General features: G+C 44.2%; 27 protein-coding genes. 13 read left to right on the plus strand and 14 right to left on the minus strand.

All coding sequences use genetic code 11. The features are described from left to right. Nucleotides 1-6: 6 nt before the first annotated feature. The 4 genes from B7P33_RS01575 to B7P33_RS01590 all read left to right on the plus strand — a co-directional run bounded on the left by B7P33_RS01575 (nt 7) and on the right by B7P33_RS01590 (nt 4226). Nucleotides 7-963 carry a glycosyltransferase family 2 protein gene (locus B7P33_RS01575; protein ID WP_097440209.1) on the plus strand — a complete coding sequence of 319 codons (957 nt, stop codon included), beginning with the start codon at nt 7-9 and terminating at the stop codon, nt 961-963. Beyond that, complete coding sequence (locus B7P33_RS01580) at nt 947-1831, plus strand: lysylphosphatidylglycerol synthase transmembrane domain-containing protein (RefSeq protein ID WP_097440210.1); 885 nt, start codon at nt 947-949, stop codon at nt 1829-1831. The genes B7P33_RS01575 and B7P33_RS01580 overlap by 17 nt, the downstream gene beginning before the upstream one ends. 95 nt (nt 1832-1926) lie before the next feature. Then, a complete protein-coding gene (locus B7P33_RS01585; RefSeq protein WP_097440211.1) occupies nt 1927-3633 on the plus strand; it encodes a PQQ-dependent sugar dehydrogenase in 1707 nt (568 codons plus the stop codon). 11 nt (nt 3634-3644) lie between these two features. Continuing rightward, complete coding sequence (locus tag B7P33_RS01590) at nt 3645-4226, plus strand: hypothetical protein (RefSeq protein WP_141402368.1); 582 nt, start codon at nt 3645-3647, stop codon at nt 4224-4226. A 137-nt stretch (nt 4227-4363) separates the two neighbouring features. On the opposite strand, the gene B7P33_RS01595 is transcribed toward B7P33_RS01590, so the two are convergent. The 5 genes from B7P33_RS01595 to mazG form a co-directional block, all read right to left on the minus strand. Next, nucleotides 4364-6025: an ArnT family glycosyltransferase gene (locus B7P33_RS01595; protein ID WP_097440213.1), complete on the minus strand. Its 1662-nt coding sequence runs from the start codon at nt 6023-6025 to the stop codon at nt 4364-4366. Further along, nucleotides 6022-6597 carry a phosphatase PAP2 family protein gene (locus tag B7P33_RS01600; RefSeq protein WP_097440214.1) on the minus strand — a complete coding sequence of 192 codons (576 nt, stop codon included), beginning with the start codon at nt 6595-6597 and terminating at the stop codon, nt 6022-6024. Before B7P33_RS01600 ends, B7P33_RS01595 begins: the two co-directional genes overlap by 4 nt. Nucleotides 6598-6599: 2 nt before the next feature. Beyond that, nucleotides 6600-6830, minus strand: a complete 231-nt coding sequence (locus B7P33_RS01605; protein WP_097440748.1) for a hypothetical protein — start codon at nt 6828-6830, stop codon at nt 6600-6602. Between the two features lie 98 nt (nt 6831-6928). Then, entirely contained in the window at nt 6929-8329 is a 1401-nt protein-coding gene (locus B7P33_RS01610; protein WP_097440215.1) for an MATE family efflux transporter, read from the minus strand. Nucleotides 8330-8470: 141 nt separating this feature from the next. After that, a complete protein-coding gene (mazG, locus tag B7P33_RS01615; protein ID WP_097440749.1) occupies nt 8471-9247 on the minus strand; it encodes a nucleoside triphosphate pyrophosphohydrolase in 777 nt (258 codons plus the stop codon). Between the two features lie 277 nt (nt 9248-9524). Here mazG and B7P33_RS01620 point away from each other — a divergent pair, with 277 nt between their 5' ends. After that, entirely contained in the window at nt 9525-10223 is a 699-nt protein-coding gene (locus B7P33_RS01620) for an SGNH/GDSL hydrolase family protein (RefSeq protein ID WP_245871597.1), read from the plus strand. A gap of 11 nt (nt 10224-10234) precedes the next feature. Then, on the plus strand, nt 10235-11824 hold the full coding sequence (locus B7P33_RS01625; protein ID WP_097440216.1) for a family 20 glycosylhydrolase: 1590 nt from the start codon (nt 10235-10237) through the stop codon (nt 11822-11824). 575 nt (nt 11825-12399) lie between these two features. On the opposite strand, the gene B7P33_RS01630 is transcribed toward B7P33_RS01625, so the two are convergent. The 3 genes from B7P33_RS01630 to ruvX form a co-directional block, all read right to left on the minus strand. Then, nucleotides 12400-12813: a DUF5606 family protein gene (locus B7P33_RS01630; protein ID WP_097440217.1), complete on the minus strand. Its 414-nt coding sequence runs from the start codon at nt 12811-12813 to the stop codon at nt 12400-12402. Between the two features lie 219 nt (nt 12814-13032). After that, nucleotides 13033-13623, minus strand: coding sequence for a peptide deformylase (gene def, locus B7P33_RS01635; RefSeq protein WP_097440218.1), 591 nt, complete (start codon nt 13621-13623; stop codon nt 13033-13035). Further along, nucleotides 13620-14039 carry a Holliday junction resolvase RuvX gene (gene ruvX / locus B7P33_RS01640; RefSeq protein ID WP_097440751.1) on the minus strand — a complete coding sequence of 140 codons (420 nt, stop codon included), beginning with the start codon at nt 14037-14039 and terminating at the stop codon, nt 13620-13622. Before ruvX ends, def begins: the two co-directional genes overlap by 4 nt. Nucleotides 14040-14319: 280 nt before the next feature. Here ruvX and B7P33_RS01645 point away from each other — a divergent pair, with 280 nt between their 5' ends. The 3 genes from B7P33_RS01645 to B7P33_RS01660 all read left to right on the plus strand — a co-directional run bounded on the left by B7P33_RS01645 (nt 14320) and on the right by B7P33_RS01660 (nt 17129). Further along, nucleotides 14320-15135 (plus strand): 2,3,4,5-tetrahydropyridine-2,6-dicarboxylate N-succinyltransferase, encoded by an 816-nt coding sequence (locus B7P33_RS01645; protein ID WP_097440752.1) that lies wholly within the window; start codon nt 14320-14322, stop codon nt 15133-15135. Nucleotides 15136-16318: 1183 nt separating this feature from the next. Further along, complete coding sequence (locus B7P33_RS01655) at nt 16319-16954, plus strand: hypothetical protein (RefSeq protein WP_097440220.1); 636 nt, start codon at nt 16319-16321, stop codon at nt 16952-16954. Further along, complete coding sequence (locus tag B7P33_RS01660) at nt 16929-17129, plus strand: hypothetical protein (protein ID WP_141402369.1); 201 nt, start codon at nt 16929-16931, stop codon at nt 17127-17129. The genes B7P33_RS01655 and B7P33_RS01660 overlap by 26 nt, the downstream gene beginning before the upstream one ends. On the opposite strand, the gene B7P33_RS01665 is transcribed toward B7P33_RS01660, so the two are convergent. The 3 genes from B7P33_RS01665 to B7P33_RS01675 all read right to left on the minus strand — a co-directional run bounded on the left by B7P33_RS01665 (nt 17110) and on the right by B7P33_RS01675 (nt 20870). Next, nucleotides 17110-18594 (minus strand): serine hydrolase domain-containing protein, encoded by a 1485-nt coding sequence (locus B7P33_RS01665; RefSeq protein ID WP_097440222.1) that lies wholly within the window; start codon nt 18592-18594, stop codon nt 17110-17112. The genes B7P33_RS01660 and B7P33_RS01665 overlap by 20 nt on opposite strands. Nucleotides 18595-18607: 13 nt before the next feature. Then, nucleotides 18608-19729 carry a DJ-1/PfpI family protein gene (locus B7P33_RS01670; protein WP_097440223.1) on the minus strand — a complete coding sequence of 374 codons (1122 nt, stop codon included), beginning with the start codon at nt 19727-19729 and terminating at the stop codon, nt 18608-18610. Between the two features lie 109 nt (nt 19730-19838). Continuing rightward, nucleotides 19839-20870, minus strand: a complete 1032-nt coding sequence (locus B7P33_RS01675; protein ID WP_172435824.1) for a helix-turn-helix domain-containing protein — start codon at nt 20868-20870, stop codon at nt 19839-19841. 130 nt (nt 20871-21000) lie between these two features. Between B7P33_RS01675 and gcvT the strand changes: the two genes are divergently transcribed. The 4 genes from gcvT (at nt 21001) to B7P33_RS01695 (ending at nt 25213) form a co-directional block, all read left to right on the plus strand. Then, complete coding sequence (gcvT, locus tag B7P33_RS01680) at nt 21001-22086, plus strand: glycine cleavage system aminomethyltransferase GcvT (RefSeq protein WP_097440225.1); 1086 nt, start codon at nt 21001-21003, stop codon at nt 22084-22086. Nucleotides 22087-22107: 21 nt separating this feature from the next. Further along, nucleotides 22108-22929: a sugar nucleotide-binding protein gene (locus B7P33_RS01685; protein WP_097440226.1), complete on the plus strand. Its 822-nt coding sequence runs from the start codon at nt 22108-22110 to the stop codon at nt 22927-22929. Nucleotides 22930-23196: 267 nt separating this feature from the next. Then, a complete protein-coding gene (locus tag B7P33_RS01690) occupies nt 23197-23907 on the plus strand; it encodes a YebC/PmpR family DNA-binding transcriptional regulator (protein ID WP_097440227.1) in 711 nt (236 codons plus the stop codon). Nucleotides 23908-24022: 115 nt separating this feature from the next. Next, entirely contained in the window at nt 24023-25213 is a 1191-nt protein-coding gene (locus B7P33_RS01695) for a tyrosine-type recombinase/integrase (protein WP_097440228.1), read from the plus strand. Nucleotides 25214-25223: 10 nt separating this feature from the next. On the opposite strand, the gene B7P33_RS01700 is transcribed toward B7P33_RS01695, so the two are convergent. The 3 genes from B7P33_RS01700 to B7P33_RS01710 are packed head-to-tail and all read right to left on the minus strand — an operon-like array spanning nt 25224 to nt 26829. Beyond that, complete coding sequence (locus B7P33_RS01700; protein ID WP_097440229.1) at nt 25224-25469, minus strand: MerR family transcriptional regulator; 246 nt, start codon at nt 25467-25469, stop codon at nt 25224-25226. Then, entirely contained in the window at nt 25469-26491 is a 1023-nt protein-coding gene (locus B7P33_RS01705; protein WP_097440230.1) for a relaxase/mobilization nuclease domain-containing protein, read from the minus strand. Before B7P33_RS01705 ends, B7P33_RS01700 begins: the two co-directional genes overlap by 1 nt. Then, nucleotides 26488-26829, minus strand: a complete 342-nt coding sequence (locus B7P33_RS01710) for a plasmid mobilization protein (protein ID WP_097440231.1) — start codon at nt 26827-26829, stop codon at nt 26488-26490. Before B7P33_RS01710 ends, B7P33_RS01705 begins: the two co-directional genes overlap by 4 nt. Nucleotides 26830-26836 lie beyond the last annotated feature (7 nt).

Here is a 26836-nt window from a genome sequence, read left to right on the forward strand (position 1 = left end):
CAGCGCATGAAGCCAATTACCGAGGCCTTATTATCTATAGTGATACCCATGTATAACGAGCAGGACAATGCCGTTTTACTGACCCAAAAAATCCACGAGGCCCTTCCTGGATATAATTACCAGATTATTTATATCGACGATTTTTCTACCGACGATACCCGTAAGGTCATTAAAGGGATGCAGGATGAAAAGGTACATTTGATCGAACTTAAAAAGAACTATGGGCAAAGTTTGGCCCTGGCCGCCGGTATCGATTATGCCGAAGGGGAATATATAATTACCATGGACGGTGATTTACAGAACGACCCCTCCGATATCCCGGCCATGCTCGAATATGCCCTGACCGACGATTACGATGTGGTTACCGGTATCCGACAGAAACGTCAAGATTCCTTGGTAAAGAAAATACCTTCTAAAATCGCGAACTTTTTGGTGCGCCGGGTGACCAAACTCGATATCAAAGACAATGGTTGTGCCTTAAAGGTATTTACCAAAGACATCGCCAAAGGCCTTAACCTCTATGGCGAGATGCACCGCTTTATTACCCTCTTGGCCCATTTGGAAGGCGGACAGATCAAACAGGTTCCGGTAAAGCACCATGCCCGACAGTTCGGGGTATCTAAATACGGACTCGAACGAGTGTTCAAGGTAGTGGCCGATATGATGCTGTTGTTGTTCATTCGCAAGTATTTTCAACGCCCCATTCACCTATTCGGTATTTTCGGGGTGCTACTTATCATTCTTGGTATTTTCATCAATATCTATTTGGTAATCGTTAAGTTTATGGGAGAGGATATCGGTAACCGCCCCCTACTTACTTTTGGCATGATGTTCATTCTAGGGGGTATTCAACTGTTTACCATCGGAATTGTAATGGAATTGTTGATACGCACCTATTACGAAAGTCAGAGCAAACGTCCGTATCGCATTAAAAAGGTTAGCATAGGTGACCAAAAAGTTTAAGAAAACCGCGCTTACGGCGCTTAAGATCTCCTTTAGCATCCTGCTTATCTATTTCGTTTACAAAAAAATAGATATAGCAGAAATCGGCACCACACTTAAAACGGCCCATTATGCCTACCTAGGTGTTGCCTTATTCTTTTTCGTGCTCTCCAAGACCATTTCGGCCCTACGGGTAAATCGGTATTTCCATAGATTGGATATTCCGCTTTCACATAAGAGTAATTTTGCTTTAGCGCTGTTGGGCATGTTCTACAACCTTTTTCTTCCCGGGGGAATAGGTGGCGATGCCTATAAAGGGTATGTTATCCAAAAGAAATTTCAAAAAGGCACCAAAAAGGTAGTGGGGGTTTTGGTACTTGACCGTTTAAGCGGACTATTGCTTTTGTTTCTCTTTAGTTGCATACTATTGTTCTTTGTAGAAATCCACCTGATACAACCTTATTTATGGGCCGTGCCCGTTCTCATGGTTTTGGCCATTGTGGTATTTTGGGCCTTGAATAAGAAATTTTTCGAATATGTGCTTCCAGAATTCTGGCCTGCCTTTGGGTATTCGGCCGGGGTACAGGCCGCACAACTGGTTAGTGTGTATTGTATTTGTCTTGCACTGGGGGTTGAACAACAGCTTTGGGCCTATTTATTGATTTTCTTGGTGTCATCCATAGTGGCCGTTCTCCCGCTGACCTTGGGGGGTATCGGTAGCCGGGAGGTTACCTTTTATTATGGGGCCGAATGGTTGCTGTTACAAGAAGGGACTGCCATAAGTATCAGCGTGCTTTTCTTTCTTATTACCGCCTTGGTCTCCCTTACAGGTATCTATTTTCATTTGAACAAACCCAAACTGCTGCTTCAGGGCCAATTTACAGCTTAAAGCTACCGTCATTGGTCGAGTTTTACCCGTCCTTGGTATTAAAGCCGTCCCAAACTTCTTGATTTGGTTTATATTGAGGCACTCAACCGAATCAAATGCAACGTAAACATTATTCTAGGGTTGTCCAGACCCTATTTGGCCTGGCCCTGTTATGGTCTTGTCAAAACACACCCACTTACCGTACCGATTCCGCTTCAATTAGCGCGGGCAAAACCACTTTCGAAGCCCATTGTGTGGCTTGTCATTCGTTTAAAAGTACGGGTATCGGGCCTAACCTAAGTGGGGTAACCGAGTCGGTAGACCCGCAATGGCTTTCCCAATTCATCCAAAACCCCTCGGCCCTAATCGAGGCCAGAGATACCAGGGCCGTGGCCTTATTCGAAAAATTCAAGACCCAAATGCCGGGTTATGGTCATTTAGGTGAGGAAGCCATCCAACAGCTTATGGCCTATCTGCACACCCAAAAAAAAGCTAAACCCCAAACAGTAACCGAAAGGGATTATATTTCCGACCCCATACCGGATCGCATTCCCCATAGTGGTTTAGCATTGGAACTGGAACCTTTTATCGCATTCCCCCATAGCTCGGAGCGCTCACCTGTGGCCCGCATCAATAAGATAGCCCCGATGCACCCCAACGCCAACCGATGGTTTGCACAAGACCTGAATGGGGTTATGTATGAAATTTTGGAAAACAGACCCATCCCTTATTTGAAGATTACGGATTATTTCGAACATTTTAAACATAAACCCGGACTGGGTACCGGTTTTGGAGGTTTTGCCTTTCATCCTGAATTTGAAGCGAACGGACTGCTCTATACCAGTCATGCCGAGGAAATCCGGGATTCCGTTAGGGCAGATTTCACTTATGACGATAGCATACCCAAAAAACTGCAATGGGTAGTTACCGAATGGAAGCAATCCGAACCCTCGGCCCAAACCTTTCGAGGGACACATAGAGAACTTTTCCGAATCGACTTTGTAACGCGTATACACGGCATGCAAGAAATTGCATTTAACCCCTTGGCCCAAAAAGAAGATGCCGATTATGGTATGCTCTATATCTGTATCGGTGACGGGGGCTCGGCAGAAAACAAATACACCGAACTCACCCAAAGTAAATCTCGGGCCTGGGGCAGTATTTTTAGGATCGACCCAAGGGGGAACAACAGTACCAATGGTAATTATGGCATCCCAAAAGACAACCCCTATAGTAACGATTCGGATGCACTTGGAGAACTTTGGGCCCATGGTTTCCGTAATCCGCACCGACTGACTTGGAACCCTAAAAATGGTCAGCTATTGGCCACCGATATCGGGCATCAGCAAATTGAGGAAGTAAACTTGATACTAGCCGGAAAAAATTATGGCTGGCCCAAACGTGAAGGCACCTTTGGCATGGACACCCAAACCGATATGGATAAAGTCTATACCCTGGCCCAAAAGGAAGTCGATAGCTTTGAAGCACCGACAATACAATTCGACCACGATGAGACCAATGCCATATCCGGAGGTTATGTATACCTAGGGGAAATTCCGGAATTAAAAGGAAAATATATATTCGGGGGCATTGTACACGGGAAGCTATATATGGTGCATGCCGATGATATCGCATCGGGTACACAAGCGTCCATTCAAGAATTGAGTATCTCCATAGGCGGAAAAAAAACCGACTTTAAAACCCTTTCCGGAAACAATCGTACCGACCTTCGTATCGGGATCGACCCAAATGGGGAGTTAGTTCTCAGTACCAAAGCCGATGGTAAAAGTTATAGGGTTATAGGCATTTTCGAAATACAGTAAAGGCATCAATAATGAAAAATCAATTTATTACTCAGGGCGTATGTATCACACTTCTATTTCTAGTCTTGTGTAGTTGTGGCCCCAAAGAAATGACACCTGCCCAAAGCGTTCAGGAATTCTACCAAGCCTTCGATAACGGTAATTTTGAACGTATTAAACCTTTACTTGCCGATACTTTAACCCTAACTGAAGGCGCCCATAACACCAACTATTCCAAAACCATGTATTACGCATATTTTGCCTGGGACTCGGTGTTTAAACCTTCTTATAAAGTTATCGATATCCAGGAAAAGGAAGACTACCTTTTGGCCAAGGTAAGTTCGGCCTCGGAGCGTTATGCTTTTTTAAAGAACAACCCTTTCGTCTGCACCTATAAGATTACCATGGCATATGGGAAAATAAGGCAAATCGAAGTATTGGAATATCATGATGCCAACTTTTCGGTTTGGCAACAACAACTCGATTCTTTGGTCCCATGGATTAAAAAAACACATCCGGAACTCGATGGGTTCATTCATGACCAGAGTTTGACCGGGGCCCAGAACTACCGGAAGGCCATTGCGCTGTACCAAAAGCGAAACCGTAGTAATTGATTATTGTTTATTGAATATTGATTATTTGGTTTTGGGCCACGCTTTAGTGGAATCGTATATGATTTTTCCTGAAACATCAAAAGCAATACCCGCCAAAAATACATGTCGACTTTGGACGTTCGACTTTCGGATTTGGACTAATAAATATGTACCAAATGGCGTTTGTTCAACACCGACTTTCGGGTTGACGGTCTTAAGAATTTGGCCTGTAATCGGGTGATGCGGAACTGGTCTACGGTGATTTGCTCGTCCCAGTCCATGCCCGCTTTTTTCATAGCCTGTAATTCGGCATCCGTGGCGTATACCCAAACATCATGCAGGCTTACCACTTTTTTAATATCGGTAATCTTTACCGGTTTTTTATTGTAGAAATCCAGCCCCCAGGTATGGCTTCCTCCATCCAACTTATAGATTTTATCGACCGGAATCTGCTTCTCGGCCACCTTTTCGGCCATGGTAGACCCCGCTTGGTACTTCAACAGGGCCGGATAGAACACCAAATTCATGGTAAAATTCAAGATAACCGAGGTTAATACGGTCAGGGTAATAATCTTATGATAGGCCCCTTCCCGCCTCAGGATAAAGAACACGGCCAAAGCGATCAGTACGCCCAGCCAAAGCAGTATCCAAATACTTTCGGCCCGAAAAACCAAAAAGCAAAACAGTACGGTTGCTATAAATACCACGCCAAGTATCCCGTATTGTACCCCCAATAGGCGTTTTAAGAACAATTCCCTACTATCGATATATAAATGATAAACATAAGCGGCGGTAAGCACCGCAAAAAGCGGAATGGTAATATTCAAATAATGGGGTAGTTTAAACTGGGCAAAGCTAATGACCAAGAAAATGGCGGCAATGCCACCCAAGGTCAGCCATTCATAGCCCGGGTTGAACTTACCTTTATAGGCGAAGAATTTCTTCCAACCGGAGAAAAGACCCAAGACCCCCATGATCGTCCAGGGTAAAAAGACCCAAAGAAAGGTATGGAAGAAAAAGAAATAATCACTACTGTTCTTACCCATGCCCTGGCCGCTCAAGCGTTCGAAACTTTGTTCCCAAAAAATAAAAAAGATACCACTACGATGATCCCTACCGCGTATTACCTTTTCGGGATGCAAATCAAACTGATGGTAGTAAGCATAAAGCATAGGTGAGATGGCCAAACCGAAAACCAACAGGGCCAAGATACTTTTCCAATGGAACAAACGATGCCATTTTTTGGTGTACCACAAGTAAAATAAAATGGGAAAGCCCATGACCAACAAAGCAATCTGACCTTTGGTTGAAAAGGCCAATCCGGCTCCCAAGGCACCTAGAACAATATGAAACCAATGCCCTCTTTGGATGTAGGCTACCAACTGCCAGATAGCAAAGGCGGTAAAGCCGGTAAGCACTGAATCGGTACGCACATCTATTTGGGCCAATACAATGGTTTGGGAAGTTAAAAACACCAAAGCGGCTAATTTACCCACCGAACGGTTGTACAAAAGACTACCTAAACCATAACAACTATAGGCCGCTAAAAGTCCGGCCAAAATACCCGGAATACGATAGGCCCAGTCGTGAATACCGAAAATCTTATAGGAAAAAGCCGCCAGCCAATAATGCATATGGGGTTTGTCCAGATACTCCTGGGGCCCCTTGAAAAGGTTCAGAAAATCGTTTTCCTGTACCATGCGCATGGCCATAACGGCAAATTGGGCCGAATCGTTTTCGAAGAGGGTAACGAACATACCGGCAATAAAAACCAGTACGATCAATAGCATTAAGAACCAATACCGCTTTTGGGATATCATTTGGGGAGTTTAGTTAGCGCAAATATATACAACCTAAAGAAAAGGCTACCTAAAACGCCACCTATGGCCATTCCGGTCAATACATCGAGCGGAAAATGCACCCCAATATAAATGCGGCTATAGGCCACCAAACTGGACCAAACTAAGAGCCCTAGAATTACCCATACCCCTAATCTGAATCGTTGGGTAAACAATAGCGAAAAGAAAGTGGCCGTGGCAAAGGCATTAGACGCATGGGCCGAAAAATAGCCGAACTGCCCCCCACAATAGGGTTTTACCAAACGCATGAGGCTATTGATGCTCTCGTCGTGACAAGGGCGTAGCCGTTCAAAACCGTATTTAAAAGCATTGGCCAATTGGTCGGTTGCCCCGATCATGGCCGCCACGCAAAGCAATAAAACCAAGGTATGTTTTTTACCTAAAAATCTAAATGAAGTCACGAGTAAGACGAGGTAAAGCGGTATGGACGACCATTTGTTGGTCATAAACATCCAGAAACCATCCCAAGTTGGGGTACCTAGTCCGTTTAAAAACAAAAAGAGTTCTTTATCGAAATCAATAAGGGCCTCCATACTTACTGGGACTCATAACGGGAAACTTCCCGATCGTAAAAAGCGGTGGCCGCCTCAATCAAATTACCGGCTTCGCTCTCTAACTCCGACTGGTCTTCCTTGCCGAACTCTTCCAGCCATTCCACCTCATCGTTTTCAAGATTGATAATAAACCGCGGGTATTCGGTATGGATAACAAAAATGGCGTTCGGATAATCGGTATTGTCGCCTAAAATAAACCTAGGTAGTTCCATAGTATCTTTTTTATTCAATCGGTCTAGCATAGTAGACACAATAAATTCTAATTCTCGTTCACCTCACAATGCTTCCCCAATATTCGGGCAAAAATGGATTATTCAACCGTTTTGGGTATGGCGGCACCCTCATGTTTTGCAATATAGTGTTTGGTAAGGTAATTGAACCGCCAATACAAAAGTATGGCAGCTACGGTAAGCCCTGCCAATAGTCCGATCCAAATACCCATACTCATCCAGTGGGTGTACAGTCCGAGGTAAAAGCTGATCGGAAAACCGACCAACCAATATGACACAAAGGTAATTACCGTGGGCACCCGTACGTCTTGCAAACCCCGTAGCGCCCCAAGTATAACTACCTGAAGACCATCGGATATTTGGAAAAATGCCGCCACCAAAAGTAGTTTGGCCGCAATGGCGATCACTTCGGTATTATCCATTTGGTTGGCTACATCATCTACATCTAAATAAATCGTCGGGAACCAATGTCGTAAGGCCAAAAAGCTACCCGCGAAAACCACTTCCAACAAAAACGTAAGGAAGAAGATGGAAAAGGCAATGCGCCGTAATTCGCCAAAACGTTTCAATCCTTTTTGGTTACCTACCCGTACCATGGCGGCCACACTAAGCCCCATACCCACCATAAAGGTCATACTCGATAGGTTCAGGGCAATTTGATTGGCGGCCTGGGCATTTTTACCCAACACCCCACTAAGCCAAATAGCCCCTGTAAAAATGGCCACCTCGAAAAACATCTGCAACGAACTCGGAAACCCGAGGCTTACGATCTTGTCCACGACCCTTTTCTCTAATTTCCTAAAATTAAAATCGCTGACATACGGTTTGAACTTCTCCTTCGATTTGAGGATACCCCAAATAAAGGCCACCATAATAATCCGGGATACCAAAGTACCGATTGCGGCCCCAACAATACCCATTTTCGGAAAACCGAAAGACCCAAAGATCAAAAGATAATTTAGGGTAATGTTCACCACATTGGCAATCACCGTGGCATACATGGGATATTTGGTTTGGGAAAGCCCTTCCGAAAACTGTTTAAAAGCCTGAAAAATGATTAGTGGCACCAAAGAAAGAGCCACAATATCGAGATAGGGCAAGGCCAATTCTACCACCTCCAAAGGTTGGTCCATATGATAGACCAAAGGTTTGGCCAATAAAATAAGGCCGAACAAAGAAAAGCCCAATAAAGTACATAGCACCAGGCCATGTTTTAGGGCACTTTTACCAGCAGCGGCATTACCTGCACCATCGGCTTCGGCCACCAATGGGGTAATGGCCGTAGAAAACCCGATACCCAAACTCATGGCTATGAATACGAAGCTATTACCCAGAGAAACCGCCGCCAGTTCGGCCGTTCCCAATTGGCCCACCATAATATTATCGGCAAAGGCCACAAAGGTATGCCCCAACATACCCAAAATCACCGGAAAGGCCAGTTTGAGGTTATAACGGAATTCTTTGGTATAGTTTGCGAACAAAGTGGTATGTTTTTAATTGTCTAGACAAAAATTACAATTCAAGCTTTTTTTTGATTTGGGACAGGCTATCGAAATATTTTAAAATCTAGATGGTTTTATGTCTTCGACTGCGCTCAGACTGACATTATATTCTTATATATTTTACTGATGTTTTTTGGCTTGCTCCCAGAATACATCCATTTCCTCAAGGCTCATATCTTGTAACGATGCCCCATTTTCTTGGGCCTTTTGTTCGAGGTATTGGAAACGGGCCATGAACTTCTTATTGGTCTTTTCCAAGGCACTCTCCGGATCAATCCCCAAAAAACGGGCGTAATTGATCAGGGAAAAGAACACATCGCCCAATTCATCGGTCATACGTTCTTTATTTTCGGCCCGGACCTCGGTCTGCAATTCCTGTAACTCTTCCTGTACCTTATCCCAAACCTGATGCGGCGCCTCCCAATCAAAACCAACTCCGGCTACTTTGGCCTGTATACGGTTGGCCTTTACCATGGCCGGTAAACTCTTGGGCACCCCTTCGAGCACACTTTTCTTGCCTTCCTTTAGTTTAAGTTTTTCCCAATTACGCTTCACCTCTTCTTCATCGGCCACTTCTACATCGCCATAAATATGCGGATGCCGTTGTATCAGTTTATCACAAATACCATTGGCGATACTGGCCATATCAAAATCGCCGGTCTCGCTACCGATCTTGGCATAAAACACGATATGCAATAACAAATCGCCCAATTCTTTGGGAATCTCTTGCAAATCGTCTTCCAAGATGGCATCGGCCAGTTCGTAGGTCTCCTCTATGGTTAAATGCCGAAGCGATTGCAAGGTCTGCTTTTTGTCCCACGGACATTGCTCCCGCAACTCATCCATAATGGTCAACAACCGGTCTACGGCTGCCAATTCGGCCTGTCGATCCCTCATAACGATTTCATTTCGGGCAAATGTACGAAACCCCGCCATGCTATCCGAAGTTTGAAAAGAATAGAACATAGGGAATGGAGTATAGAAAATAGAGAATAGAATATAGACTCTTTGGGGGCATCCTTGGTATTAGGTTGGTGACTGAAATAAGTAAATACATGGATCCCATCTTAGGGAAGCCTAACAAAACCCATGAACGCTCTTTTCTTATACCCTTCCCACACTCAAATACGGCCTAATGGAATATTGACTAATTTAAAGTATCTTCATCCCGATTATGGCGTACCGAACCCCTTTCTTGGTTTATATCCTATTATTACTACTGTCCGTTCCGGTGCATGGACAAGAATGGTTGCGGGAAGAGGTGGACCGTTTGGTTATCCATAATGACTCTATTCACCACAACAACCCGGCACAAATCGTTTTTACCGGTAGTTCCAGCATCCGGAAATGGTATAGCCTAAATAGCGATTATCCGGGAGTACATATCTTAAATACCGGATTCGGGGGCTCCCAAGCTTCGGACCTATTATACTTTTTAGACGATCTCGTTGGCCATTACCGGCCACAAAAGGTGTTTATCTATGAGGGGGACAACGATATCGCTTCCAAAAAGAAGCCCAAACGGGTTTTGGCCGACCTGAAAGAGATAGCCCGTCGCCTCAAAGCCCAGCAACCCCAAATCCAAATCGTGTACATCTCGGCCAAACCGAGTCCGTCGCGATGGAAATTCCGCGGTAAATTCCGACGTTTAAACCGTAAATTGGCCCAGTTCTGTGCCCAAGACCCCCAATTGCAATTTGTAGACGTTTGGCAGCCCATGCTGGACGGACGTAAACCAAAAACCGATATTTTTGTCAGTGACCGATTGCATATGAACGAAAAGGGGTATGCCATCTGGAAAGCGGTATTGGCGCCTTTTGTACCCTTAAACCCGATTGAGATGGCTACAAATAATGAAACAAACCTTAATTAACCAGATATCAGATGAACTACAAAACGATTACCACCCAACTCTTGGCAGGAAGCCTACTCTTAGGTTTCGTAGCCTGTGGGGAAAAGAAAGTACCCCTAAACTTTCCGAAAACCGACCTTTCGGCCGAGGCCATAATTCCAAAGCCCGTAAAGACGGTGCCTACACATTCTGCCTTTGGGCTCGATGGACAAACCGCCATTTATACCAGCCAGACCGATGGGAGCTTTGCCGAAGTTGGCTCGTACTTGGCCGAGACCATTAAAAATACCACTGCCCTACAGTTAGATGTAAACCAAACGGCCGAAGCCACGGCAGAACGCATTATTTACATTAACAAGGCGGAAAGTGCCGACATCGCCAATGCCGAAGGCTACCAGTTGTACATTACCCAAGATTCCATCATCTTGAACGCTTCCGATGCCGCAGGGGCCTTTCGTGGGGTTCAAACCTTGCGTCAGATCCTTCCGGAGGTTTCCAACGACACCATTACCGACCACCCACTATGGTTGGTGCCCACCGGTAAGATCGAAGATGCCCCGGCTTTTGGTTATCGCGGAGCCATGCTCGATGTATCGCGCCATTTCTTTAGCGTAGAAGATGTGAAAAAGTACCTCGACATGATGGCCTATTACAAATTGAACACCCTGCACCTACATTTGACCGATGACCAAGGTTGGCGTATCGAAATCAAAAAATGGCCTAAACTCACCGAAGTTGGCGGGGCTACCGAAGTTGGTGGTGGCGAAGGTGGCTACTATACCCAAGAAGACTATAAAGAAATCATTGCCTATGCCGCTGCCCGTCATATTTTGGTGATTCCAGAGGTAGATATGCCCGGACATACCAATGCGGCCAGTTTGTCGTACCCCTTCCTAAATGGAAACGGCAAGGCCTTAAAACCCTATACCGGCACCCAAGTAGGCTTCTCTACCTTCGATACCCGAAAAGAAGAAACCTATGCCTTTATCGATGATGTGATCGGTGAGATCGCCGCTATTACCCCTGGCCCCTATTTTCATGTAGGTGGGGATGAAAGCCACGTAACCAAGAAAAAGGACTTTTTATATTTTATCGAAAGGGTACAGAAACTGGTAAGCAAACACGATAAGACCTTGGTAGGTTGGGATGAGACCGTACAGGCCAATATAGACCCCTCGGCCGTGATACAAATCTGGAGGCCTACCCATACGGCCAATGCCCTTAAGGCTGCCGAAAAGGGCAACAAGGTCATTTTATCGCCTGCCCATAAGGCGTATTTAGATATGAAGTACGATTCGCTCTCTAAACACGGACTTACCTGGGCCGCTGAGATTCCCGTTGATTCGGCCTACCAATGGCATCCGGAGACCATTGTAAAAGATCTACCCCGAGAAAGTATACTGGGAATCGAGGCCCCGCTTTGGGCCGAGACCATTACCAATATCAGTGAATTGGAGTATTTGGCCTTTCCGCGTTTGATCGGTTATGCCGAATTGGGCTGGACCGAAATGGAACAACGTGATTGGGAAGATTACCGCAAACGCTTGGCCGCCCATACCCAATTCTTGAACGATAACAACGTAAACTTCTACCGCACCAAATTGGTGGATTGGCAGGAGTAGTTTTTAGTAGTTAGCACTGAATAATCAGTTTTTATAAAAGCACCTTTTCCTTCGGAGGGGTGCTTTTTTGTTTACTATATGGAGTCTAGCAAAAGGGAAATCATTGGTCATAATCGTATCCCCGAAAAGCAATGGAATCGGAGCACAAGAAAATATGATTTGACAAGGGAAGTAGTAACCCGAGTTCGATTGTTAACGTGCATATAGCCAGCATGCTTTGTGCTTAGTTGGCTTGTTATGTCTTCCTGAGCATTACAGAAAAAAGAGTACACCTCTTTTTGACGGTAGCAAACGAAGTTTTTCGAAGGGCTTTTTAGCAATAGTGTTAAAGGCTTTCGACTGCGCTCAAGCTGACACGAGTGCATTCTATTGTACTTCAGATATTTTATTTATTTCCAATTAATCGAACTCAGGTTAGTAGGCATATAATGGTAAAAGTAGGCATGCCCTCACCCCTGCCCTCACCCGGTTGGAGAGGGGGTGAAAATATTGAACAACATCATTTTTGGCATACACCTTACAAACAAAAAAGGCCCTCGAATCGAGAGCCTTTTTTGTTTTCTATGTTTGGGTGTCTATTCCTCTTCAGCCGTAGCTTCCGATACGAAATCGGTCATACCTTGGGCTTGTAAGATGTTGTACCATTGCACGATCTTTTTGATATCTGAGGCGTATACCCTATCCTCATCATAATCGGGCAATACGGCGAAAAAGTACTCTTCCAACTCATCTTTGGCCGCTTTATGCGTAATAGGCGTCTTTTCGCCCCCTTCTTTTTCCTTGATTTTTTGGAACACCTCGGCCAAAGGCACTTCTTCAGACAGGGTGTAGATAGCGATTTCGGACAATAGGTTAACATTATTACGCAAACCTACGCTCACCCGCTTACCGTCTAACAAAGACTCGGCCACAAAACCAGTACGGGTCTGGGTCAACAGCTTGAACAATCCGGGTTTACCGCCAATCGAAAGTATTTTATCTAAACTCATTTTGAACTTATTTAGACTCTTCGAATTCGCTAAAAAAACACCGTTTTGCACCCTCTTTTCACCTTTTTATCCTTACTTAGCCAGGCTATGAAACTCAAAAAAGCTATCAATTGGCCTCAAAACCATTATTTTTCGCCTGAACCCAAAGAGTCTAAATAAGTTCAGTGCGATTTTCAAAGGGGCAAAGATGCTACATTTACACACCTTTGCAAAAATTTTTTAGCGTCCTTTTTTCTGGGCCGGGAACCGCATCCTATAATCGGCGTTTACCTTACCTTTCGAAATATTGGCCAACTTACCTTTCAACAAACGCTTTTTGAGTCCGGAAAGATAATCGGTGAACAACACCCCTTCTATATGGTCATATTCGTGCTGGATCACACGGGCACGAAGGCCATCGTAGGTCTCGGTATATTCCTTGAAATTCTCATCGAAATACCGAATGGTCAGGGTGTCTTTGCGTTTTACATCTTCCCGTACATCAGGTATGCTCAAACAGCCCTCGTTAAAGGCCCATTCTTCACCGGTCTCTTCCAAGATCTCGGCATTGATGAATACTTTTTTGAATCCGTCCAAGTCTTTTTGTTCTTGTTCGCTCAAATCCTCATCATCTGAAAACGGGGTGGTATCGATCATGAACATACGAATGGGCAGACCTACCTGGGGGGCCGCCAAACCTACCCCATGGGCATTGTACATGGTCTCCCACATATTGGCCACCAATTCTTTGAACTTGGGGTAATCGGCATTTATTTCCTTGCCTTTTTTACGCAACACAGGGTCGCCATAGGCTACGATCGGTAATATCATATAAATGGTTTTCTATCGAGATAGGCCTGTAAGATCAGTACGGCACTGATCTCGTCTACCAAGGCTTTATCTTGTCTTTTTTTCTTTTTCATACCCGAGGCCACCATACTCTGTACCGCTAACTTAGAGGTAAAGCGTTCGTCTTGGCGTGCTACATTCAAATCAGGACAAGCTGCTTTCAACTTTTTCAAAAAAGCTTGTATCAGTTCCTCGGACTCCGAGGCCGAATTATCCATTTGCTTGGGTTCGCCTACCACCAGCACATCCACCGTTTCGGTTTTTAGATAATCGACCAAAAAGGGAATCAGTTCGGGGGTAGCCACGGTGGTAAGTCCTGACGCGATCAGCTGCATCTCGTCGGTATGCGCCATACCGGTGCGTTTCATTCCAAAATCCAAGGCTACGATCCTACCCAATCCTTCTTTTTTTGGCAAAAATAAGCTATTGCCCCCAGTTTACCTATGGGCATCAATTTTCAACGGAAATACCCCCAATACACCCATCCAAAATTACATTCCCATAGGAGTCAAGAAAATGCCTAGTCTATTTTCCATCCTCTATTTCCTATTGTCTCTTTCAAAACAATCCGTGACAAATAAAACAGCTTGTTTAGAAAATGATATTATTTGTGATAAATCCCCCTCGGCCATCGCCATTAGCATCAAGCCGGTTATATTTGCTAAAATTTTGAGACCGATGCAAGCATTACGCACTATCATAGAACAAGCCTGGGACAACCGGGAGCTATTACAACAAGACGAGACCCAACAAGCCATACGCCAGGTAATCGACCTGATCGATGCCGGGGAACTGCGCTGTGCCTCCCCTAGCGAAAGTGGGTGGACGATCAACGAATGGGTTAAAAAGGCCGTGGTCTTGTATTTCCCCATCCAAAAAATGGAAACGCTAGAGGCCGGTATTTTCGAATACCACGATAAAATGCCCCTAAAGCGCAACTATAAAGAAAAAGGGATCCGTGTGGTGCCTAATGCGGTTGCACGCCACGGAGCTTATATCTCACCCGGCACCATTCTAATGCCCAGTTATGTCAATATCGGGGCCTATGTAGACGAAGGCACCATGGTAGATACTTGGGCCACCGTGGGTAGTTGTGCCCAGATCGGCAAAAACGTACACCTTAGTGGTGGTGTGGGTATTGGCGGGGTTTTGGAGCCCCTACAGGCCGCCCCTGTCATTATCGAAGACAATGCCTTTATCGGGTCGCGCTGTATCGTGGTCGAGGGTGTTCGTGTAGAAAAAGAAGCCGTTTTGGGTGCCAATGTGGTACTTACCGCCTCTACCAAGATCATCGATGTTACCGGCGATAGCCCGGTAGAACACAAAGGTTTCGTACCCGCCCGTTCGGTAGTGATCCCCGGTAGTTATACCAAAAGTTTCCCCGCTGGCGATTACCAAGTTCCCTGTGCCCTGATCATAGGAAAACGCAAAGAGAGTACCGACAAAAAAACCTCTTTGAACGATGCCCTTCGTGAGCATAATGTAGCGGTTTAGTAGTTAGTAAAAAGTACAAAGTATATAGTTAAAGGTGCTTGTCCGGTTTTTGGGCAGGCACTTTTTTTTATGGCCGGTTTTTAATTTGATGATGTGGTAATTTGAAGATTTGAAAATGAGGGGATTTGAAAATGTGCTGGGAAGTGGAAATTGATTGAATCGATATTTTAACAGTTAATACGTAGACGAATTCATAGATAACTCCCTCTCCTGCGGGAGAGGGTTGGGGTGAGGGCTTTACAGTAAAACTGCCCAGTGTTTTTGGTCGCAGATGAATTGGGGGTACACCCTTCTGGGCAGGGGTCGGGCTTTCGGCCGTCGCTGTTTGCTACGAGCTCCACAGGGCCTCAATCCCTAACCGGAATGTCTTTATTTATTAGGACCTATTGACTATTGAAAAATGAGGCTTTCTACTTTTAAAAAACTTTGCTGTCGCGACCCCGAAGTATCGGGGCTTTCTTGTGCTTTTTTCACATAAGGCGTTGTTCTCTAATATTTGAAGAAATTGAATTTAATCCCTTCAGGGTTGCGACCTCTCCGTTCCGTTCGAGGTGACTTGTCGTTCCATTTAATACCTACAACAGATTTTAACACCAACATGGCCATCAAAAAGAAGTCGACCATCTGCTTAAAAGGCAGATACTCTACTCACTCAGAGACTACACGCATGGGGTGCGTGTGGTCCTTGGTTATATACATAGCTTACATAAAACCTAGAAATTAGTTTTTTTCCTTACCCTTCCCTACCAGTCGCCCGTACGATATTCTTTTCAGGGATTGAAAATTTAGCCCTCAACCAAACCACAATGAACCAGCGACTTACAAAAAAGCTTAGGGGTTCGCCGACAGTGAATTACAAATACGTAGTTTAATCCCCTAAAAGCCATAAAGTATTTTGCCCTTTGGGGTTATTTTATCGAAAATCGTTAGGAAATAACAAAAATGTTGGGTTATATTTAATCCCCCGACATGTTTTTATGCCGGTCCTATGTTTTTATACCTACTGTTAAAAAGTATTTGATAACCCATTGAAGCTGAACCAACACTGTTCTTTTTCCGATCGTATTTTTAGGCAAACCTTTAAATTTTACGATTATGAAAAAAGTAGGCATTATTATCTGTGCAGCACTCTTCGTAGGTGCCCTAGTTGGTTGTACTTCCCAAACTGGAGACAACGCTCTTTATGAAACCGACATCTACTCCCCAGACAAAAGCAAAAGCCAGTGTACCGGTTGCGGCGGTAATGGTTAGTATCATAGCATTCGTAACCTTGGCAGCACGCTTTGTTTACGTTTTCTATAATGGCGACAGCGACTTGGAGGGCGATTTTTTCGGCTTTAAGTGGCTGTCCATTTTTTTATACAATTTCGGTGTAGAGGTAACCACCGTAGGTTTAGGGGCCCTGTTCTGGGTATCTACCATGTACCACCCCAAGGGCAGCCATTCGAGGTTTTTATTCCGAGGGGTTAGCGTTGGGGTTATGGCCGTAGGCTTTTTCTTTATGGGCTGGATCTTTACAGACACCCTCTACTTCTCCCAAGTATTGGAAGTGTTCATGGCCATAATCATCTCTATAAACGCCACCTTCTTTTCGGTTATGCTGTTGAACTATCTTACCCGCGATATCCGAAACATCAAAGAACTAAAGGTGCGTTGGCTCAGTTTCTTGGTCGAGATCCGAAACGAACACTACAAACCTCTATTAAAAAGGATCATGCGCGGAGACCTGTACAGTGAGGCCATGGCCGAAGAACTAAAAAAGGACGTTAAAAAATTCGATGAACGTTTACGCGATGAAGCAGAAAACATTGTGGAATAAATTAACGCCCAAGCATTTCTTTAAAAAGAAACGCTCTAAAAGGACTTTTGCCGAAGCCCTGCTGCCCGATACTTATGCCGAGGTAGAAAAGGAATTGGAGTCCGAATTTGGTACTGCGCTCCCTAATCAAAACCCAAAGACCAAGGAGGAAACCCCTAACTGGACTTACCATTAAACCTTAGATAAGGGGGTTCGGTAGATGTTTTATGTAGGTTTGGCCCCCTATAGTACATGACCCTGCCCCATAGCCCTTCCGAATCAACAGTTATCTCGGTATACAAAATACCATCTGGATGGAACAGGGCATATTGGTTACCGCGCTCTAAGTACATTAAGCTATAGTTCTCTTCATTCGCGGTCCCTGAAGCTATTTGCAAATGCCCGGTGGCCCCGTTCAAAATTAGTACGGCTTCCCGTTTAACCCATGACCCCCGGACATCTTCGAAGAGATTCAGTTTAAAACGCCCTTTGGGTTGTTTTATGGGGGCTGGCCGGGTCAAGAATGGAATGGCCAGGGTATGGGCCGTTTCCTCTATGGCCCTTAGGTTTGTGGCATTGGCCATTATAGCCAGGGTAAGTTGCTGATCCGGAAAGACACTTATGATGTTTCGTGCGCCTTGGGCCACCCCATCTTGTTCAAATACCCTACGGTTGGCCATATCCCAATTTTTGTCCCAACCGATACTTTGCCTTATGGTATCCCCAGAATTTAAAGTCTGTATTTGAAATATGGCAGACAACCAGCGTTCGGCTATGGAACCATTATGATAGGCCTGCCCCAATTTTACCAAATCGATGGGGCTGGCACTTAGACCCGCACCGGCCCAACTGTAACTGTAACCTTTCAGCTTCCCTATCTTTCGAAAACCCCCTTCGGAATCGATATCGGGATTGAATTCAAATAGTTGTGACATATGCGGGCCTAGAGCATGGATGTTTTCTATACTGGTACTAGTCATATGCAAAGGGTTAAACACATAATGCTGCAATACCTCCGGGAAACTTTTACCCGAAACCTCTTCCAAAACCTTAGCCAATACCGTAAAATTATGCAGGCTAAACCGGTAGCTTTCGCCAGGCTTTCGGTCTAGGGGTAGCTGCTCAAAAACAGCCAAGGCCTCATCTACCGACTTAAACTGGGTTTGATCGGTTAATTCGCCCAACGTATGGTTATCCATTCCCGAAAGGCCAACGGCCAATTGCCGTAGACTTATAGGGTGCTCTTTTTGTGGGTAACTGGGCAATACTTCGGATAACTTGCCTTCAAAATCCAACTTGCCAAGCTCCATGAGCTGGAGTAGGGCCGTAATGGTCGCCAATCTCGATCCGCTGCCCCATCTAAATTGGGTCGTTGTATCAACGGCTTGTGCCGTACTTAAATCACTGAATCCATACCCCTTGGCATAATAAATGGAATCATGCTTACCCACGGCCAAGCCCAAACCGGGTGGTGTAGTGGGCAACCGCATGAATTCATTGATCATGGCATCGACCAATTGTTGGGGGTTTCTGGAAACTTGGGGCGCTCCTACTCCATTTCCGTTTTCTAATTCAGTTTGCTTTTGGGCAGAGACACAGCCCAAACCCAAAAACAGTCCTATATATACCAGTTGGCGCAACAGCATTACTATCCTTTCCATAACCACCACCGGTCTATTCTTGTATATCGGTTAGAAGCTGTTGGGCTTCCTTTACCATTAGATCTTTGCCCACTAATTCATTTAAAAGCGGAATCGCCTTTTCCTTCTTATCCAAATCCATATAGGTCTTGGCCATATGGAGCCATAAGCGCTCATTGAAGTAATACGGACTGGCCAATTCCATTAAACGCACGCCCAATTCCAGCTGCTCGGTATCTTGTTGGGCCACCAAGGTTTTATAATACCCATATACGGCAATAAGTTGCACATCATAAGAAGCCAGCCCTGCCTTCAATGCCGTGGCAGCCGATTCAAAATCTTGTTTTCCTTGAAGTACATCCTGCACCAGATACATACTATTTTCATCGGTATACCAGGTTCTCTCCACGGGGGTGGCTCCTAAGGAACGGATAACCGCCTCAGCCGATTTCGGGGTTGAAAACGGGTTTTGGCCGGTTACGAATTTTCCGGAAATGGCCACCATGGGCAACATAAAATCGGCCTGAACGAATTTCGCTCCCCTAGCCTTTAACCGATCCTCTAAACGAAACGGGAATTCCTGCACCCATTTTTTACCGAAAAGATCTTCTTCCGTATTACAAAAACCGGTCATTTCGATAGTATCGATCACGTATTTATCGGCCTCCTTTACATTGACGAATGCGGCCGGGCCATGACAGACCGCCGAAATCACCGTTCCCTCACGTTTATACATCTCCAAAATAATATCTTGTAAGGCCGGGTCGTAAGGCAGATCGAACATGGCCCCTTTACCCCCCACCACATAAACGGCGTCGAAATCGGCGGCCGATATGGTGGCCGTAGCCTGGGTATTCGCCAATAAGGCCATAGCCTTTTCGTTTTCCAACAATCGTTTGTTGTATGCCTTTTCTGCATTGAAATTATCGGCCTCCACGGCACCTCCTTTCGGACTGGCCACCGTTACCCGAAACCCGTTATCCGTAAAAATCAAATAAGCCTGGGAAAATTCGTCGAACTCAAAACCCGGCCGCTGTGCCCCTTTGTCCTTGCCATAGCCACTGACCACCATTAAAATGTTCTTGTCCCGATTTTCCTCCTGTGCCCCGACCATTACGGCCAACAATAGGCAGAATAATAAAAGTGTCTTTTTCATGATGTCTTCTTTTAGATTTTTACCAAAAGAAGGGGCTACACACCAAAATAACTGACGGAATTATAATTCAGTAAGAGAAAATGATAAGCCCGTAAACCTAAAAACCCGTTTAATCGGCCAAGGAAGCCCTATACTGTGACGGGGTGCGCCCTTCCACTTTTTTAAAGGCGGCATTAAAGGCAGAAATACTGTTAAAACCACAATCAAAGGCAATGGCCGATATCGTGAGCTTCCGGTATTCATTGGAGGTCAATTTCGATTTAGCCTCCTGTATCCGATAAGAATTCAAAAATTGTTGGAAGTTTTGATGTCCGTTTTCGTTTACGGACCGCGATAAGGCATGTGTACTTACCTTTAGCTTCGAAGCGATATCCTGAAGTTTTAAATCGGGGTTCAAATAAGCCTTTTCCTTTTCTAAATAAGTGGTCAAAGCTTCAAATATGGAACGCGAGGCCACTATATCCATGGACGACCCCTTATATTTCACTTTATCTTCTTGAAACACTTTATGCTTCAAGGCCCATAGGCTTAAACCATAAATAGCAATGGAATAGGTCAATGGCCCCATGATGTACGGAATGGCTTCCCCCAACAGGAAAAAGAAGTAGGAAGCCCAGATAAAAACGATGCCGAAATGTATGGCATACAGCCATTTCTTTTTGGTCGAACCGAGCGAAACGCCCTGTTTCAGTTGCTTTCTAAACAAAAAGAACGACCCAAGGATATAGCCCAGAAAATGCAGGTATATGGCATAAATACCAAAGGAAACATAAAAGGTCTTGGACAACAACATCAAACTATTCAAGACCAAGAAAATCAAAAAAGGAAGGGCATGTAGGCCCATCTTCAAACGAATTTGAAAATCTTTGACCAAACAACTTCGGGTGTATAGATAAAAAAGCGGTCCTAATAAAAGTATCAAGGTAAGCCCCAGGGTAATCAGAATAAACTCCAGATCACTGGTAAAATATAGAAAAATAGACTTACTGATCCGTAACCCAAAAAGCAACAGCAAAACCCCTAAAATCTTATGCGATATACCGGTGGTATATTTTTTGGCCAAAAGATAAACACCGAGCATAAAACCATGGATTACACCAAGGCCGCAGACCAATAGGGTAAGTATATATTCTATTTTCACCTGGCAAAAATAGGATAAAATGCGGCAAACCATCCCAAGTATTTAGCCTACATAAAACCATAGAAAGGGAAAAAACGCCCATGGTAGCCATTAGAATATTTGGTAATTTTGACCCTCAAATATTTTTGTGATGAAGAATACCGCACTTTCCCACATACATGAAGGCCTAGGAGCCAAAATGGTGCCCTTCGCGGGCTACAATATGCCTGTTTCCTATGAAGGCGTAAACATTGAACACGAAACCGTACGCCAGGGCGTTGGGGTGTTCGATGTGTCGCATATGGGCGAATTTTTGATCGAAGGCCCAAAAGCCTTGGATTTGATCCAAAAGGTAAGCAGTAACGATGCCAGCAAATTGACTGCCGGCAAGGCCCAGTATAGCTGTATGCCCAATGAAACTGGTGGCATCGTAGACGATATGATCATTTACTGCATCGCCGAAGAGAAATACCTCTTGGTGGTCAATGCCTCCAATATCGACAAAGATTGGGCACATATCAGTAAATACAATGAGGCTTTAGGGGCCCAAATGCGTAACCTATCGGACGACTATTCCCTTTTGGCCATTCAAGGTCCAAAAGCTGTTGAGGCTATGCAATCGCTGACCTCGGTAGACTTGGCCGAAATAAAATTCTACACTTTTGAAGTGGCCGATTTTGCCGGAATCGAACATGTGATCATTTCCGCTACGGGTTATACCGGTTCGGGTGGTTTTGAAATCTATTGCAAGAACGACCAAGTAGAGCAGGTTTGGAACAAAGTCTTTGAAGCCGGGGCCGATTTTGGCATAAAACCAATCGGACTGGCCGCACGCGATACCTTACGACTCGAAATGGGCTATTGCTTGTATGGTAACGATATAGACGATACCACCTCTCCTCTGGAGGCCGGCTTGGGATGGATTACCAAATTCACCAAGGAATTTGTAAACCATGAAGCCTTGGCCGCCCAAAAAGAAGCGGGAATAACCAGAAAACTGATCGCTTTTGAACTGACCGAAAAAGGAATTCCACGCCAGGATTACGATATCGTAGACGAAGCCGGGGCCGTAATCGGTAAGGTAACCTCGGGTACCATGTCACCTTCTTTGGGCAAGGGTATCGGCTTAGGTTATGTACCGGTCGACTATAAAGCACCGGGCAGTGAGATAAGCATACAGATTCGTAAAAAGGCCGTAGCGGCCCAAGTAGTAAAACTACCTTTTTATAAAGGTTAGCCCCCTAGCGAAGACCGATTTATGCAGCAGGAACGGGTGATGATCTTAGGGGGCAGTGGATTTCTTGGCTATGCTTTGTACAAGGAACTCTGCCCCTATTTCGATACCTATGCCACCTTTCATACCGGTCGCCATTCGTTTAACAACAACCAAAAATTCCACCATTTCAGTCTGGTGGAAGAGTCGGTCTACCCCCTGTTGGAGGAAATTGCCCCAACGGTAATCATCTCGGCCCTTCGGGGCGATTTTAAAGCCCAAATCCGGGCCCATGAAGAGATTGCCCATTATGTGCAGATCCATAGATGCACGGTTTATTTTCTCTCTACCGCCAATGTTTTTGATGCTTATAGTCGCTATCCCTCCTATGAAAGGGATCAAACCTTATCGCAAAGCAAGTTTGGCCACCTAAAAATCAAAATAGAGAACATTCTAAAAAAACTGCCAACCGATAAATTCGGCATCTTACGGGTGCCCATGGTATTTGGTAGTAGCTCACCCCGGATTAAGGAAATCAAGTCGGCCCTTTTGGCCCAAGAACCCATTGAGGTTTTTCCCAACCTAATCATTAACGTAACCAACGACGATAAGCTTTGTCAGCAAGTGCATTACCTGATCAACCGCCACCGTACCGGCATATTTCATTTGGGCAGTATAGACTTGGTGCACCATGAGGATTTTATACGGGAAACCATTCGTAAAATGGGGAATTTCCACCCCATACTAAAACGGGTCTATACCACCAATCACGACCGTTATTTGGCCGTGATACCCCGTGACAACAAACTACCCGAAAACCTGACCCCAACTTTTCAAGAGATTATCGATGGGCAGTTGGCTGTTTAACCTTTAGCCGGAAAATTCGAAGTGGGAGTTATGGCAATGCGCCAATTCATCAATGTACCAATGTATCGATGTACCGATGTGTTGATTTGATGATTGGACAATTTGAAAATTTGAAAATATCGTAATAGGTATTTCATGAAATCGAGGGGTATTTGCCTTACCGCCTATTTTTAATATTTTTGCTGCACTGTGAATTAAAAATCAAAGTCGGCCCAAGGTATTACCGAAAACGGTCTAGGGTCACTGACTTTAAAAATATATCTGTCCATGGGAAGAGCTTTTGAGTTTAGGAAAGCCCGTAAAATGAAACGCTGGTCGGCCATGTCGAAGGCGTTTACCAGAATCGGTAAGGAAATCGTAATCGCCGTAAAGGAAGGTGGTCCCGATCCCGATGGTAATAGCAGGTTACGTGCGGTAATCCAAAACGCCAAGTCGGTGAACATGCCCAAGGACAATATTGAGCGCGCTATTAAAAGGGCCAGTGAAAAAGGGCAGGGCGACTTTAAAGAAGTACTTTTCGAAGGCTATGCCCCTCATGGTATCGCCATTTTGGTAGAGACCGCCACCGACAACAATACCCGTACCGTAGCCAATGTACGTAGCTACTTCAATAAGTGTAACGGAAACTTGGGCACCTCGGGCTCGGTAGAATTTATGTTCGACCATACCTGTAACTTTAGGATCAATGGCGAAGGTTTGGATCCTGAGGAACTGGAATTGGAACTGATCGATTTCGGTGCCGAAGAGGTATTCGTAGATGAAGACGGTATTATGATCTACGGCCCTTTCGAAAGTTTCGGTTCCCTTCAAAAGGAATTGGAAGGCCGGGATATCGAAATCCTTTCCTCTGGTTTTGACCGTATACCACAGGTAACCAAAGACCTGAACGAAGAGCAAAAAGCCGACGTGGAAAAACTACTCGAAAAAATAGAGGAAGACGACGATGTACAGAATGTGTACCACACCATGGAGGAATAATCCCTGAAACACCTTATAATACTAGCAAAAGCCGCTATTTTACATAGGGGTTTTATTTTTTATAATCCTTTATAATTGTTTATATTTGATTGAATTCCGAACAAATAACGAACAAATGAATTTTAACTATTATCTTTCCCATTATGTGAAGAAGAATGGCACTCAGATGGTCAGACTAAAAATGGAGACTTCTAAAAAAGATGTTCAGTATTTAGATTCCGGAATATCAATCCAAAAAAATCAATGGGATGACAGAAAGAAAAAAATAAAAAGACATCCCTTAGAAGAGAAACTTAATGCCAACCTCCAATCGTTTCTTATTTCTGTTCAACAACTCTACTATAGCAATAAGGGGGTATCGGCAAAGCGACTACATTTTTTATATAAAAACAATAAAAAATACGACTCCACTTCCTTTTTAGACTTCTACCAACAAATTGTCGATGAAGCTAAACTAAAAGGGAAAATACGCACGGCCAACACGCAACAGAAGTATATAGATAAACTAAAAAAATTCTCAAGCCATGTTTCATTCTCCGATCTTTCAGTCCAGTTTGCAAAGGATTACGAAAAGTGGATGCTTGAAAAAGGAAACAAAATAAATACAGTAGCATCAAATTTCAAGTCAATGTACGCTGTTTTAAATAAGGCATTGAAAATGGGTATTATCAAAGAAAACCCAATACGAGGCTACTCGATAGTAACTGAAAACGTACAGAAAGAGTCATTAACCTTTGAAGAAATCAGCAGACTTTCAGAATTGGAAATCCCTGCTAGGTTTAAAGGAATGGTTAAGGCAAGGGACATGTTCTTGTTTTCCTTCTATACCGCTGGCATGAGATTTTCTGATATATGTGAACTTAAATGGGAAAATATTGTCGGAAATGAAATTGTCTATACTATGGGTAAATCCAGGACTAGAGCTGGGGCTAAAAGAACTTTGCCTCTGACTCCAAAGGCCATGGCTATTTTAAAAGATTATAAAGGCAGAAATAACACTTTTATCTTCCCACCACTGTATGGAATGGACAATAAAAACGTAGGAGAAATAGAACGCAAACTATATATTGCAAATAATGCCGTAAACCGTGCATTGCGCAATGCTTGTGAAAAAGCAGGTATAGGAAAATGGGTGAATATGCATATGGCTAAGCACTCCTTTGCAGATTTTGCTGTAAAAAACGATACCGGTCTCTTACTGATTTCTAAACTTTTGGGACACACAAAATTATCTACTACCCAGCACTATCTTAAAGATTTTTACCATAAAGAGGAGGCTGAGGAAATGAACAGGTTGTTCGGTTAATGTTGTATAGTCAGTTTATCGTAATGTAATACCCACTATCGACTTTGATGGATATTTCGCCTTTCCTTAACTTTAGGTTTATCGTTTCGATGTCCTCTCTTGGATACAAATATTTTTTACCCACTTTAAAGAAATCGACCAATCCTTGATCTCGTAAGGACTGCATTATCTGTCCATTATAGGCAATACCCAATCGCTCACAAAATGCCTTCCCTGTAAGATTCAATGGCTCTATATGTACGCTTGCGGTTTTCACTACCTACTTCTACCTTTTTTTCTTCGTCTTCGCCAAAGCGGACCATCGAGTTCGTTTTTGTAATTATTGAACGGTTCGGGTCCTAGGATATCTTTTTCAGAAAGTCCCAAATGATCCGTTGGTTGGCCAATAACTTCCCCTGCCCTTCCGATAATACTTTTTGATTGTTTCTGATTTTCTCCTGGCCCTTCTTTACCTGCGTCAATCCCTCTAAAATCTCCTTGTTCTGTTGCATTAGTTTGGAGAACAATTGCACGGTCTCTGATTTGTTCATAGTCGATTTGTTTTATGATGTTGTTCCATGAATATTGCCTTCCCAAGCTGCTTCCCTTATAAATAACTCCTTCGTAGCTGAAGGAAATGCCGGAAACTCTTCCTGTAGTCTTACTGATGTTAAATTTTGGCTGAATATTTTTTTTCTGTAATTGATAAATTAACTCCTCTATATTTTCCGAGCGCTTTAAAGCCTCCATCAACTGTTGTTGCAGTAAACTTTTTACAGGTGCGTCCCCGGTCCTAAGCGTTTTCTCGATTTCGTTTTGTGTTAGGGCCGCCTTTCGCACAGAAGGTTCCTCGATAAGTTCGGAGAGCCCATATTTCTTTTCCAATTTCCTTACCAAAAGCTCACTTCTCTTGTAATCCTTGCTGTCGCTGACCAATTCTCCAGAAAATTTTATCCTGTTCGCCACAATATGGATATGTTGGTGACTTTGGTCATCGTGGCGGTACATTATATATTGGTTATCGTCGAATCCCATTCCTTTTAGATACTCCAATCCCATGGAAACAAAACTTTTGTCGTTCATTTTTTCATCGGGAGGAAGGTTAAGGGATACGTGATACACGGCTTTGCCCAACCTGGGACGTAATTGCCTGACCAAATTGAATTCCTTGGACATATCCACCGCGTTGCCCAAATCGATGTTGGCATCCAGTACACAGGCCTGACCAATTCCAACCTTTTTTTGGTTGTAGGCCAACAGTCCGTAAAAGTCCTTTCCCTTTATCTGCTTGGCTATCATTTATCCTTGATATTTGATTTTAATTCGCCTAAAAGATTCCGTAGTTCTGACAACTGTAGAGACAGATTTTTTGGAGCGTGCATGCGCAGATGGGAATTTTTGGAAAGCTGGTTTATGTTGTTGCCTATACGGCTCAACTCTACGAACAGTCTCCTATCCTCCGGTGTTACCTTGGTTCTCGGTAGCGGTCTGCCTATTACTTTTTTTCGGATATAATCCGGTATTCCCATACCCAATGTTGCCGCATTACCAGAGACGATCAGGTATTCATTGACCGTCATCCGAACGTTGACCCGTATAGCTTTCAATGATTCAATATCCTTTTTTGGCCGTGCCATAATTCTG

The sequence above is a fragment of the Sediminicola luteus genome, assembly GCF_002514735.1.
GTDB lineage: Bacteria > Bacteroidota > Bacteroidia > Flavobacteriales > Flavobacteriaceae > HQA918.